The organism is Actinomadura sp. 7K534, from assembly GCF_004348575.1.
Lineage (GTDB): Bacteria > Actinomycetota > Actinomycetes > Streptosporangiales > Streptosporangiaceae > Spirillospora > Spirillospora livida.
This window is the reverse complement of record NZ_SMKB01000209.1, coordinates 1-12,560: the sequence shown is the minus strand read 5'-3', so window position 1 is coordinate 12,560 and position 12,560 is coordinate 1. Positions and strand designations below refer to the sequence as shown.

Sequence of the window (12,560 nt, the reverse complement as noted above, 5' to 3'; positions counted from 1 at the left end):
GGGCGGGGGCGCGGTGGTGCTCGGCGCCTCCGGGCTGCTCGGCGGGTGCGGGGTGGTGAGCGCCGGCCCGGACCCGGTCTGCACCGCTACCAAAGAGGCGTTCCAGCAGTACATGACGCAGGTCAGGAGCGCGCCCGCGGCCGAGCCCGCGCAGTGGCGGCAGGCGACCGAGAAGCTCGCCGGACGCCTCGACGAGCTCGCGGAGGAGACCGGCGACGACGACCTGGAGAAGGCCCTCACCGCCGAGGCGGACCGGCTCCGCGCCGCCGCGGCGGCCGTGGGCGGCGGCGACGTGACGCAGTTCAACACCGTCATGTCGGAGACGCCGGCCCGGATCGGCGAGGCCTGCGGGTAGCGTCCCGCGGGCCGCCGTCCGGGCCGGGGCGTCAGCCGCTCGCGCCGGGACGGCCGCCGCCGCCCCCGCCGGAGCCGCCGCCTCCGCCGCCGTCTCCGTCGCCGTCCCCGCCACCGCCGGGTCCGCCGGGATCGTCGCCGCCTCCGCCGCCGCCCGGGCCGCCGGGCTCGGTCGGGGGCAGGGTCGGCACGCCCGTCGGGGGCGACGGGATCTCCGGCTCCTCGGGGTCGTCGGTGGGCGGCTCGTCCGGCTCGGTGGTGCGCGGCGGTTCCGACCCGTCCGGGCGGTCGTCGTCCCGCGGGCCGCCGACGCTGCCGCCCGGCCTGCTCGACGGCGCGCCGAACGACTTCGGCTCGTAGTCCTTGATGTTCACGGCGTCGGTCATGTAGGTGCGCCAGATCTGCGCGGGCAGCGCCCCGCCGTACGCGCCGTAGCCGGGGATGTCCAGCGGCTTGCCGTCGCTGCGGAACATCGCGACCGACGTGGCCAGCTGCGGGACGAAGCCGTTGAACCAGATCGCGCGGCCCTCGTCGGTCGTGCCGGTCTTGCCGGCGACGTCGCGGCCGTCGAACAGCTGCGCGGCGGTCCCGGTGCCGCCCCGGACGACCTGCTCCATCGCGTACGTCGCGTCCCGCGCGTTCTGCTGGCTGAGCGCCCGCTCGCCCTTCTCCTTGAAGGTGCGCTTGTGGTCGGCGTTGTCGGTGACGGACTTGACGACGAACGGCTCCCGGTGCACGCCCTCCGCCGCGAACGTCGCGAACACCCCCGCCTGCTGGACGGGGTGCAGCGACACGATGCCGAGCGGGAACGTCGCGGCGCTGCGCTGCTCCGGCTTCATCTGCGACTTGGGGATGCCCATCTTCTCGGCCATCTTGACGATCTTGTCGTTGCCGATGTCCTGGCCGAGGTTGACGTACGCGGTGTTGATCGAGTTCTGGGTGGCGGTGACGAGGTTCACCGACCCGAAGCTGCGGCCGCCGTCGTTCTTGATGTCCGAGCCGCCGAAGTACTGCGGGGAGCTTCCGTCGTAGGTGGAGTTGAGCGTCTCCCCGTTCTCCAGCGCGGCGGCCAGCGCGATCGGCTTGAACCCGGACCCGGCCTGCGCCCAGTCGCCGAACGAGCTGCTCAGCGCCTCCTCCAGGTAGCCGCGCCCGCCGTAGAACGCCAGGACCTGCCCGGTGGCCGGGTCGACCGACACCGCGCCCGTCCGGATCTTCTTGCTCATCCCGTCCGGGGTGTTCTGGTTCACCGAACGCCGCATCGCGTCCATCAGCCGCTTGTCGAACGTCGTGGTGATCTTCAGGCCGCTGCGGTTGATCTCGTCCTCGCTGTAGCCGCGGCGCTCGACGAGCTCCTTCTTGGCCACGTTGACCATGTAGCCGTTCTGGCCCTTGAGGACGTCGGTGATCTCCTGCTCGACCGGCTTGGGGAACTCCATCGACGCGGCGTCGGCGGAGGTGAGGTAGCCGTCCCGCACCATGTTGTGCAGGACGGCGCGCCACCGCTGCTCGGCGAGGGGGCGGGCGGAGCCGGTCGGGTCGGCGAAGTAGCTCGGCTGCTGGATCGCGGCGGCGATGTAGGCGCCCTCCGCGGGGGTCAGCTTCGAGACGTCCTTGTCGTAGTAGGCCTTGGCGGCGGCCTGGACGCCGTACGCGTTGCGCCCGAAGTAGATGGTGTTCAGGTACTGCTCGAGGATCCAGTCCTTCTCTTTCTCCTGGTCGACCTTCAGGGCGACCATGATCTCCTTGAGCTTGCGGGTGACCGACCGCTCCTTGCCGATGCCGCCGTAGTAGTTGCGGACCATCTGCTGCGTGATCGTCGAGCCGCCCTGCAGCTGCCGGCCGGTCACCGTGGACCAGAACGCCCGCGCGGTGCCCCGAACCGAGACGCCCGGGTCCTCGTAGAACGTGCCGTTCTCGGCGGCGATCACCGCGTTGCGGGTGCTCTCCGGAATCCGGTCGAGCTCGACCGCGTCGCGGTTGACGCCGGTCTTCGCGATCTGCGTCCTGCCGTCGGAGTAGTAGAACGTGGGGCCCTGCGCGACCGCCTTCTCCAGCGGCGACGGCACCGGCGTGAACAGGTAGGCGACGGCGAACGCGGCGACGCAGAAGCCGAGGAAGCCGAGCATGACGAACAGCGCGCGGCGCAGGAGGCGGGAGCGGCGGCTCCGGGACCGGCCCGGCCCCTTCCCATCGCCTCCGCCGGCGCGCCCGGCGGCGTCCCCGGGCGGACCCCCGTGGCGGGGCGCGGACGGGTGGGGCGAGGAGGGCGGCATGCTCCTGGTATCACCACTCGTCGCCGCTTCAACACTTTCCGCGGCGACCACACCCGTGTCGCCCGCCGCGGCCCGGCCGTCGTCCCCGGCGGGTTCTCCCTCGCCGGCGGTGCTCTCGTCGCGCGGCCCGGCCTCGGCCTCGGTTGCGCCCGCGGCCGAGGGAGCCTCGGACGATTCGGGCGCTTCGGCCGCGGATCCATTGGCGGTGCCGTTCGGGGACTGGTCACCCGGTTCGCCCGAAGGGTTATCCGTATCGGGAGATTGCGCCGCATCCTCCTCGGAGACGGCGTCCGAGGTGTTTTTCTCGCCGTTATCAGAAATGTCGTCCACCTGGTCGAATTCCGCGTCCTGAGTGGATTCTTCGGTGCGCACGGTCAGTATCGCGGCCGGGGGATCGTCCCCGCCTGCCGGTGGCCCGGCCTGCGCGTCCCGCGGGCCCCCCTCGTCCGGAGCAGTGGGCTCCGCACCCTCCGGACCCTTTCTGCCGTTGCTCACAAGCCCCCCGTGATTAATGCGTAACCGACGATACCTGAGGGGATCGGTGCGGCGTGCCGTGCGGCGCGCACCCCTTCGGCCTCCCATTAGGAGACGGGCAATGCGCCCCTCCGGTTGTCGTGACGGGCGTCGCAGATCGCGTTTCCCCCCGGAACGCGGAGCGGCGGGGCACCCGACCGGGTGCCCCGCCGCCGCCGTTCACGATCCGCCGCGCCGTTCCCGCCTCACTTCTTGAGCTTGGCGAGGATGTCCACGACGAAGACGAGGGTGTCGTCGCCCTTGATGTCCGGCGGCATGCCGTCCTTGCCGTACCCCTCCTTGGGCGGCAGGACGAGCAGCACCCGGCTGCCGACCTTCGCGCCGGTGAGCCCCTTGTCGAAGCCGGGGACGGTCTTGCCGGTGCCGATCGGGAACTTGGCCGGGGAGCCGGACTTCCAGCTGGAGTCGAACTCCTTGCCGCTGTCCCAGAGCGTGCCCTGGTAGTTGACGACCGCGTCGTCGCCCTTCTCCAGCGCCGGGCCGGTCCCCTCGACCAGCGTCTTCACCTGGAGCGCGGCCGGGGCGTCCCGGTCGGGGATCTTCACCTCGGGCGCCTTGCCCTCGCCCTTGTCCGCGACCTGCGGCAGCTTCTTGTCGTTGAGCTCCTTCGCGGCGCCCTGCGGGCCCTGGCCCTTGTGGACGACGGCCTGGACGTCCACGATGAACACCACCCAGTCGGACTTCTCCAGCCCGAGCTGCGAGCCCTGCTCGCCGAAGCCCTCCGACGGCGGGATCTGCAGCATGACCCGGCTGCCGGCCGTCTGGCCGACCATGCCCTGGTCGAAGCCCTTGATGCCGCTCTCGCCGACGACGAGCGGCTGCGTCGGCTGCCCCTGGGCCTCGCGCTCGTAGGACGAGGCGAGCTCCTTGTTCTTGCTCTTGACGGAGCCGTCCTCGTCGTCGCTGTCCTTCGCCCACTGGTAGAAGGCGTACTGGGCGTACAGGGTGTCGCCGTTCTTGATCTCGGGCCCGTCGCCCTTGATCAGGGTGGTCACCTTGCGCTTGCCCTCGGGCGCGAGCTTCGTGGGGATCTCCACCGTGGGCTTGGTCGCGAACCGGCCGGACACCTCGATCTCCGGCGGCGGGCGGTTGATCCACCAGAAGACGAAGCCCGCGATCAGGGCCGCGGCGACCACCAGCCCGACGATCACCATGATCCGCCGCTTGCGCGCCTGCTTGGCGGTCAGCGCGGACGGCCGGTTCAGCCCGCTGCCGCGCCCGGCGCTGATGCCGTGCGGTTTGAATTCCGGGCTGCGGATGTTCTGGGCGTTCGGGATCTTCGCCTTCGCCTTGATCGTGGGCTTGCCCCCGGGCTTGTCATCCTCGGACATGTTTCCTCGCTTGCTCCGGGCTTGACGACATCACGAACGAGACCACCCTTCCAGGGCCGGTCTAAGCGCGGTGTGAAAACCGTGCAAAGGCGGCCGACCCGCAATCTACCGGTCACACGGGCCGGTGTGCTGCCGTGTGCGGCGACGCTGCGCGGGCGACGCAGCCGCCCGCAATCTACCGTTCCCGCGGGCTGCTCGGCGTCCCTCTGGCGGGGGGAGAGGCCGACCTGCAATGTACCGGCCGCGGGGCCCGGATGGGACCGTGCGACCGCGCCCGGCCGCCCGGTAAATGGCAGGCTGGGGGGATGCGCCTCGCGACGTGGAATGTCAATTCGGTCAAGGCCCGTCTGCCGCGCCTCCTTTCCTGGCTGGCGGAGACCGGGCCCGACGTGGTCTGCCTCCAGGAGACCAAGTGCCGCGCCGACCAGTTCCCGGCGGCCGAGGTGGCGGAACTGGGATACGCCACCGCGGCGCACGGCGACGGCCGCTGGAACGGCGTGGCCGTCCTGTCGAGGGTCGGCATCGAGGACGTGTCGGACGGCTTCCCCGGGGAGCCGGCCTACGAGGGCGAGGCGGAGGGGCAGACGAAGCTGACCGAGCCCGTCCTGCTGGTCCCCGAGGCGCGCGCGATCGGCGCGACGTGCGGCGGGGTGCGGGTGTGGTCGCTGTACGCGCCGAACGGGCGCACGCCCGACTCGGCCCACTACGCGTACAAACTCGAATGGTTCCGGGCGCTGCGGGACGCGCTGGGCGCCGAACTGGCGCGTGGCCTGCCGCTGGTGGCGTGCGGCGACTACAACGTGGCACCCACCGATGAGGACGTCTGGGACCCGTCGGTGTTCGTCGGCTCCACCCACGTCACCCCGGCCGAACGCCAAGCCCTCGCGGAACTGCGCGACCTGGGCCTCCAGGACGTGGTGCCGGCCGCCATGAAGGGCCCCCACCCGTACACGTACTGGGACTACCGGGCGGGGGCGTTCCACAAGGACATGGGTATGCGCATCGACCTCTTCTATGCCAGCGAGGAATGCGCCGCCCGTGTCAGCTCCGCCTACGTCGACCGTGAGGCGCGCAAGGGGAAGGGACCGTCCGACCACGCCCCGGTAGTAGTGGACATAGACGCTGAGGGGCTCGGCTAAGGGGCGGACCGGCCCGGGGTCACACAGCGGCGGGCCAGGACGCCGCGCTTGCCCGTGGCGGGGTCGTCGGCCTGCTCCAGGACGGTGAAGCCGTCCGGCAGCAGCGAGGCGGGCTCGGACGGGCCGAGGCACCATTCCGCGGGCAGGCCCGGGCGATGGCGGCGGGCCTCCTCGGTGAACGCCTCCCACGCCAGCAGGCCGCCCGGCAGGACGGCACCGGCAGCGCGGTCGAACACGGCGCGGTCCCAGAAACCGGTGCACAGCACGAGCGCGTACCCCGCGGGATGCGGCCGCCAGGCCGCCAGGTCGGCCTGGACGAGCGTGATCCGCGCGGTGAGCCCGCGCCGCCCGGCCTCGTCGCGGAGGCGGCCGAGCGCGATCTCGGAGACGTCCACGGCGGTGACGGACCGGCCGGCCGCCGCGGCGAGCAGGGCGCTGCCGGACGGCCCGGACGCGAGGTCGAGCACCCCGCCGTCCGGCAGGCCGGAGGACAGCGCCCGCTCCGCGAGCGGGTGGACCGGGGACAGCCCCGGGGCGTCCCCGTACTTGGCGTTCCACCGGAGCCGGTCCGGGTGATCGGCCAGCTCCGCCGGAACGCGCTCCGGCGGCGGGACGGCATCGCTCATGCGGAGACTGTAGCCACACCCGCAAGCGGCGGGCGCGGTGTCAGCGGCGTTCGGCGATCAGGAGCATGAAGAGGGCCGTCGGGAAGCCCTTGCGCCACCACGGGTCGTCGCGCATCTGCTCTTCCGTCGGGTGCGGTTCGCGCAGGTCGGCGATGACGAAACCGTTGTCTCGGAGCGTTCCAGCGTAGTACTCGAGCGGCCGGAGCCACGATGTGATCATCGAAGGGGATTCCAGGCCGTCCACCAGGAACCGCTGGTCGATGCCGCGCGACGCGAAGTACTGCGACGCCGGGACGCTGTTCATCGCGCCCTGCTCGGAGTTCTCCACGTAGAAGCACGGGTGCAGGGTCAGCAGGATCAGCCGCCCGCCGCTCGCCAGGACCCGGGAGAACTCGCCGAACGCGCGCGTGGGGTCCTGGAGGTGGCTGAACAGGTGGTTGCAGACGACGAGGTCGAACGCGTCGTCCTCGAACGGCAGGTCGTCGACGCTGGCGCGCACGAACGTGGCCGTGGCCTCCTGCGCGGGATGGGCGCGGGCCGCGTCGATCAGGCCCTGGGAGACGTCCACCCCCGTGACGTCGGCGCCCTGGGCGGCCAGCGTGCGGGCGAGGTACCCCTCGCCGCAGCCCGCGTCGAGGACGCGGCGGCCCGCGCACGGGCCGATGGCGTCGAGGACGGCGCCGTCGGTGAGCTCGGTGCGGTACCGGTCGCGGCGCTCCCTGATGACCTTGACCCAGTACCGTGCGTTGGCCTCCCATCTCTCCCGTGTCAGATTTGCGATGGCTTGCGCCGTGTCCTCCACCGGCTCCCCATTCTCCGAGCCTGGTCAGGCGGCGCCCTTCAGCCGTCTGACCAGCGTGTTGCAGGTCTGTCTGATCCTCTTGTCCCGGCACTCGGCCCCGCGCAGTTCGACCGCCTGGATCAGCTCGGCGATCTTCCCCCCGAACGCGGGATCCCTCTTCAGTGCCAGCGGAATGTACGTCGACACCAGGTAGTAGACGTAGGCGTCGTTGTACTCCGCTATCTCGCGCAGCACCTCCGTGGCCGTATTGCGGAGCGACAGGGAGCTCGGCAAGGTGAAGTCGCTGCTGATACGGCCGTCTCTGGTGTAGGTCGGGAACGACCATTCCTCCAGCGCCGCGTACACGGGCGTGGCATCCAGTTCCCTGCGGTATCTCTCCGCGAGCTCGATGTCGTTCGAGCCGATGAGGGAGCCCATCACGACGCCGCGCATCATGAACGCGGCCTGCCGTCCGGGGACCTCGAAGCCGAGGTCGGCCTCGAGTTCGCCGGTGACCTTGCTGACCTGGTGCGTGAGGATGTTCAGCGCCAGGATCGAGTGGAACGAGTAGGACTTGCGGTTCAACCTGGGAGCCAGGTCGATCGAGGAGTCGAACAGCGTCTGCGGGTCGGACAGGAGGCCGCTGCCGGGCTCGGGGTTGTAGAGCGCCTCAAGGGCCCGGTCCTGCTCGCGGCCCCAGAAGCGGGCGATGAAGGACGAGGTCTTCTGCGTCGCCTCGCCGCGGATGATGTGCAGCGCGGCCTCGAGGGCGTTCAGCAGGTGCTGCTGCGCGACGTCCGATTTCTCCAGGGCGGCGACGTCGACGGTGAGGCCCTCGCCGTGCAGGTCGCCGATGAGCACGTCGCGCCTTTTCCGGACGGCGTGCGCCATCGAGTACTCGGCGATTCCCGGGACGGACGACATGAGGCTCTGCAGGGACCGCCCGCTGACCCGGTCGAGCCATTCGGCGTTGTCCCACAGCCGGAATATCGTGCTCTCGTCGAGGCCGGAGAAGGCCGCCACGTCGGACATGTTGAGACCCATGTCCTTGGTGATTTCAGAGAGAGACTTCGGCTCGCCGTCCGCTGTCATCACTCGTCCCGGATGTGGCAATCGCTGGAGCCTCGATCGTAGCGAAACGCCGTGCCTCCGGGGCGGTCGGCGCGGTGATGTGTCCATTGCGTCATCAACGGCCGGGGTGTCGTCTACGGCCGGTGCGCCATCAAGGACCGGGGGCCCCGCGCAGGACGGCGCCGTGGGGGACATGACGGGCATGGCGGGCCGTCACCCCGGTACGCGCCCGATGCAGCCGATCAGCGGCACCGGGCCCGTGGTGTGGACGGCGTGCGGGAGCGGCAGCCGCGCCGGGTAGGGGGCGGCCATCTCCAGGCCCCCGCAGATCTCGGTGACCGCCTCCAGGCTCCGCGGGCAGAACGGCAGGTCGGGGTTCTGCGGCAGCCCGGCGATCGCCTCCAGCTCCGGCGTCCGCTCCGCGTGGGTGACGACCATGCGGCTGCCGGGCGGCAGTGCCTCCACGAGCGTGCGCACGATGCCGCGCGGGTCGTCCTCGTCGGTGATGCCGTCGAGGACGCCCGTCAGCAGGACGCCCACGGGCTCGCTCAGGTCGATGAGCGCCCGCAGGCCCGGGTCGGCGAGCAGCGCGGCGGGGTCGCGGACGTCCCCCTCGAACGCGCCCGTGTTCGCGTCCACGGCGAGCAGCGCCCGCGCGTGCGCCAGCACCATCGGGTCGTTGTCGACGTACGCGACGCGGCAGGACGGATCGGCGCGCCGGACGATGTCGCCGACGTTGGCGCCGCCGGACACCGGCAGCCCGCAGCCGATGTCCACGAACTGCCGGAGCCCGGCGTCCTCGGCGAGCAGCGCCGCGGCGTGGTCCAGGAAGCCCCTGTTCGCCTGGACGAGCCGTCCCACGACCGGGCACCTGCGGAGAGCCCATTCGGTGAGGTCGCGGTCGGGTGCGTAGTTGTCCTTGCCGCCGAGGAGGTAGTCGTACATGCGGGCGTTGCTGGGCGCGGGCCCGCCGGACCGCGAGGGGGAGATCTCCGCGTCCTCCGGCGGAGCGGATTCCGCCCACCAGGTGAGGCTCGGCGTGGGCCCAGCCGTCACGGGAGCCGCCATCCTTCCTGGACGCCCACCCCGAACCAGAAGGTGGCCGTCCCGTTCTTGCCCCGGCTGGTGCCGAAGTCGGTGGCGAGGGCCTTCATCAGGACGAGCCCCCGCCCGTGCACGGGCAGCGGCTCCTCGGCTCCGCGCGGCTCGCCGGACGCGGTGCCGCCGTCGGTGACCTCGACCCGCACGTACCGGTCGATGTGCAGGACCGACAGCGTGACGGTCCCGTTGCGGCGCGGCCTGGCGTGCAGCACCGAGTTCGTCACGGCCTCGCTGGTCAGCAGCTCCAGGTCGCCGAGTTCGGAGCGGTCGGCGCCGAAGTGCTGGCCGATCAGCTCCCGGACGTAGGACCTGGCGAGCCGCACCGCGGCCGGGGTCGCGGCGATGTCGATCTCACCGATGAGACGTCCGGCCGACTTGCCGTTGTTGTTCCAGGCGGACGGGATTCCGAGTTCCAGGGAGGGAGCGGGCGCCGGAACCAGCACGGGCGTCCCTGACCACGCGTCTGATGAATTCATGGCGGTGTTGGCTTCACGTCTCCGTGTCGGGCTGTAAGCGAACATGAGTTCTTCGGCCTGGTCGAAGTCGGACGTGGGAGTGAGACAACACACACTCTGACGCAGCGCGCACCCGCCGGTCACCGACGCTTGCGCGGACGCAAGGGCCCTGCCGTACCCTGCGGACGGTCACCGTCCGCCGGTGATCCACCACGGCCCGCCGGTGATCCGCCGCGCGCCCCCGGCTACCGGACTTGGTGGCCGGTGAAGCCCGGCACGCCGGCCCCCCGAGGCGGTGGGTGAGCGCGGAGGGCGTCAGGACGGCGTGGCCGCACCGAGCCGGCGTCAGCGGAGGTAGTGGAAGGCCGGTTTCGGGTGCATCAGGAAGTCGTGGTGGGAGATGTTCCACGCGTAGGCGCCGGCCATGGCGAAGGCGATGACGTCGCCGGGGGCCGGATCCGGGACGAGGACGTCGCGGGCGAACACGTCCTTGGGCGTGCAGAGCTGGCCGACCAGCGTGGCGCGCCTTTCCGGGCCGTTCGAGGTGAGGGCTTCGAATGGCTGGTCGTGGCCCTTGGTCACCGGTGTTCTCAGGTGGTGGGTGCCGCCGCGGAGGATCACGTAGGTCTCGCCCCGGGTGGTCTTCACGTCCAGGACGTCGGTGACGTACCAGCCGTGATAGGCCGTCAGCGCCCGGCCCGGTTCGATGCGGAGGGTCGGCGCAGTGGGGAGGCCCTTGCCGTAGGTCTCCCAGTCGAAGCGCGCATCGGGGTCGCCGTAGTCGACGGCCATGCCGCCCCCGACGTTGAGTTCCGGGTCACTTACGCCGTGGTCGTCCAGCCAGGGGAGTGCCCAGTCACATATCCGGGCCGCGAGGTCGAGCATCGCTGGAGCGTCCAGGCCGGAGGCGAGATGGACGTGGATGCCGCGGAGGTCGATGCCAGGTGTTCCGGCTATGCGGCGGGCGCACTCGTTGAGATCAGCCTCGTCCATGCCGAACGGGCCGCTCATGGTGAGAGCCGCGTTCGGTGTGCTGAGCGGCAGGTTGGCGCGCAGCAGGACGGCGGCCGGGCCGGGGAGCCGGGACAGCTCGCGCGGGCTCTCCACATGGATGCGCTCGACACCGAGGCGCTGCGCCAGGGCCAGTTCCTCGTTGGTCTTGCCTGGGCCGCCGAACGCGATGCGGACCCCGGGCAACGTCTCCCGCACGTGCGTGAGTTCGCCGCCGGACGACACTTCCACGCCGTCCACGTGCGGAGCCAGAGCGCGGAGGATCTCGGCGTCCGAGTTGGCCTTGGCGGCGTAGAAGATCTCCGTGCCGGGCAGCGCGGCCCGGACGCCGGCCGCGTGCGCCGACAGGCCCGGCAGGTCGTATATGTAGGCCGGGTAGCCGGGCAGGCCGAGGGCGCGTTCGCGTACGGCTTCGTGCACTGCGGGTCCGTTCATGCAGCGGGTCCGTTCATAGCGGCCGGGACGCGGCGAGCGGGTTGGGGACGGGGACGTAGGTGGCGCCGCGGTCCGCAGTGCGGGACCACCGGGTACGGAGGTTCGCCTTGGCGGGCAGCGGAACGCCCGCCAGGAGCGCCCTCACCTGCGGGTGGTGGTCGTGGGCGGCCAGGTGCTTGCCCAGCGTCCGCCACAGCGCCCGTTCGAGATGCGGGTACAGGTCCGCTACCGCGGCGGCGATCTCGGTCAGGTGGTTCACGACGAGGCAGTAGACGACGCGGTTCCAGCCCCGGTCGGGGGCGTAGGTGAGCCCTTCGGCGACGCGGGGCGGCAGGTGGGCCAGATCCCAGCGGCCGGCGGTGAGCTTCGTCCCCTCCAGGTCGCGGAACGCGGCGTGGACGGGCATGCCGTCGGCGTCCACGCAGACCAGGACGTTCTGGAGGTGGGGTTCCAGGACGACGCCGTGGTCCAGATAGGCGCGCAGCACCGGCGGCACGACCTGGGTCACGTAGGCGTCCCACCACGCCTGGGCGCCGTCGGGGTCGGCCATGGCCGGTAGGTCCGCCAGGAACGTGTTGGAGGGGTCGGCCAGGGCACCGGCCAGTAGCGGCGTTCCGGGGAGACCTTTGACGCCTTGGCGCAGGATGACGCTTAAGCCCTCGTACAGGCGGCGGTCGGCGAGAGCGGTGCTGCGGTAGGCGGGTTCGGTGAGGAACGTGGAGCCCAGCCGCTCGAAGATGGGCGGCACCAGCTCGTTGAGGGTCATCGCCCCGGTGAGTTCGTACCAGGCGTTCTTGCGGACGCAGTTGGTGATGCGGACGTCCAGGCTGAACTTGCAGAACACGTCGGCGTCCGGCAGATACACCGTCCGTACGGAAGACGTGGGCACCGCCTCGATGTCGCCTGGGCCGAGGTTGAGAAGCAGGCCCCGGGCCAGGGCCTCTTGTAGGACGGAATTGTCCGCCATCAGGGAGAACTGCCACGGATGGACGGGAAGCAACCTGCGCCCCGGCCGCGATGCAGGCCCGTACGCCTCAAGGCCCTTGAACGCGTCCGGGGATCCTTCTTCGGCGAACAGGTCCTCCGGAACGGCCAGCCATTGGGGGCGGAAGCGGGCCCGTGTCTCCGGTGCGTACGGAAGCCAGTCCGTCGGCGACCCTTGGCGCGACTTCGCCGACGGGTGGAAGCGATGCCCCGCCACCAGGGACTGCTCTGAGTCGATGTAGCGGTCGTCGGAGGCTTCGCCGCGCGCGGCGATGATCGCGGCCAGGGCGGTGTGGCTGTCGTCCACCTGGCTGAGGAACTCGGGGTTGGGGCGGCCGGTGGCGAGTTCCAGTTCACCGGCGACGAGGTTGGCCAGCCTGTCCCAGGTGGCCGGGATCCACTCGTCTCCGCGCCGCTCCTCGTAGGGCGGTGCCAGGCGGTAGGTGGGGCCGACGGGTGGGC

General features: G+C 71.3%; 11 protein-coding genes. 2 read left to right on the top strand and 9 right to left on the bottom strand.

Features of this window, described 5'->3' with window-relative positions; all coding sequences use genetic code 11:
* On the top strand, nt 1-355 hold a 355-nt coding region (locus tag E1266_RS38295), incomplete at its 5' end, for a hypothetical protein (RefSeq protein ID WP_207945975.1).
* A gap of 31 nt (nt 356-386) precedes the next feature.
* On the opposite strand, the gene E1266_RS29200 is transcribed toward E1266_RS38295, so the two are convergent.
* Nucleotides 387-2,630 carry a transglycosylase domain-containing protein gene (locus E1266_RS29200; protein WP_132052466.1) on the bottom strand — a complete coding sequence of 748 codons (2,244 nt, stop codon included), beginning with the start codon at nt 2,628-2,630 and terminating at the stop codon, nt 387-389.
* Nucleotides 2,631-3,349: 719 nt separating this feature from the next.
* On the bottom strand, nt 3,350-4,495 hold the full coding sequence (locus E1266_RS29195) for an FKBP-type peptidyl-prolyl cis-trans isomerase (protein WP_132052464.1): 1,146 nt from the start codon (nt 4,493-4,495) through the stop codon (nt 3,350-3,352).
* Between the two features lie 305 nt (nt 4,496-4,800).
* Here E1266_RS29195 and E1266_RS29190 point away from each other — a divergent pair, with 305 nt between their 5' ends.
* Nucleotides 4,801-5,634 carry an exodeoxyribonuclease III gene (locus E1266_RS29190; RefSeq protein ID WP_132052463.1) on the top strand — a complete coding sequence of 278 codons (834 nt, stop codon included), beginning with the start codon at nt 4,801-4,803 and terminating at the stop codon, nt 5,632-5,634.
* Here E1266_RS29190 and E1266_RS29185 read toward each other — a convergent pair.
* The 7 genes from E1266_RS29185 to E1266_RS29155 all read right to left on the bottom strand — a co-directional run.
* A complete protein-coding gene (locus tag E1266_RS29185; RefSeq protein WP_132052461.1) occupies nt 5,631-6,260 on the bottom strand; it encodes a class I SAM-dependent methyltransferase in 630 nt (209 codons plus the stop codon). The genes E1266_RS29190 and E1266_RS29185 overlap by 4 nt on opposite strands.
* Nucleotides 6,261-6,300: 40 nt before the next feature.
* Complete coding sequence (locus E1266_RS29180; RefSeq protein ID WP_132052459.1) at nt 6,301-7,062, bottom strand: class I SAM-dependent methyltransferase; 762 nt, start codon at nt 7,060-7,062, stop codon at nt 6,301-6,303.
* 24 nt (nt 7,063-7,086) lie between these two features.
* Complete coding sequence (locus E1266_RS29175) at nt 7,087-8,085, bottom strand: hypothetical protein (protein WP_165966255.1); 999 nt, start codon at nt 8,083-8,085, stop codon at nt 7,087-7,089.
* A gap of 240 nt (nt 8,086-8,325) precedes the next feature.
* The gene (locus tag E1266_RS29170) at nt 8,326-9,168 is read right to left on the bottom strand and encodes an SAM-dependent methyltransferase (RefSeq protein WP_165966254.1); all 843 of its coding nucleotides are present in this window, start codon (nt 9,166-9,168) and stop codon (nt 8,326-8,328) included.
* Complete coding sequence (locus tag E1266_RS29165; protein WP_165966253.1) at nt 9,165-9,656, bottom strand: ATP-binding protein; 492 nt, start codon at nt 9,654-9,656, stop codon at nt 9,165-9,167. Before E1266_RS29165 ends, E1266_RS29170 begins: the two co-directional genes overlap by 4 nt.
* Nucleotides 9,657-10,013: 357 nt before the next feature.
* The gene (locus E1266_RS29160) at nt 10,014-11,114 is read right to left on the bottom strand and encodes an alanine racemase (protein WP_132052451.1); all 1,101 of its coding nucleotides are present in this window, start codon (nt 11,112-11,114) and stop codon (nt 10,014-10,016) included.
* Nucleotides 11,115-11,127: 13 nt separating this feature from the next.
* Nucleotides 11,128-12,560: IucA/IucC family protein (locus E1266_RS29155; protein ID WP_132052450.1), on the bottom strand; the 1,433-nt coding region annotated here is incomplete at its 5' end.

Coding starts and splice junctions, on each gene's coding strand:
- E1266_RS29200 (WP_132052466.1), bottom strand. CDS start 2,630: ATGCCGCCCTCCTCGCCCCACCCGTCCGCGCCCCGCCACGGGGGTCCG.
- E1266_RS29195 (WP_132052464.1), bottom strand. CDS start 4,495: ATGTCCGAGGATGACAAGCCCGGGGGCAAGCCCACGATCAAGGCGAAG.
- E1266_RS29190 (WP_132052463.1), top strand. CDS start 4,801: ATGCGCCTCGCGACGTGGAATGTCAATTCGGTCAAGGCCCGTCTGCCG.
- E1266_RS29185 (WP_132052461.1), bottom strand. CDS start 6,260: ATGAGCGATGCCGTCCCGCCGCCGGAGCGCGTTCCGGCGGAGCTGGCC.
- E1266_RS29175 (WP_165966255.1), bottom strand. CDS start 8,085: ATGGGTCTCAACATGTCCGACGTGGCGGCCTTCTCCGGCCTCGACGAG.
- E1266_RS29160 (WP_132052451.1), bottom strand. CDS start 11,114: ATGAACGGACCCGCAGTGCACGAAGCCGTACGCGAACGCGCCCTCGGC.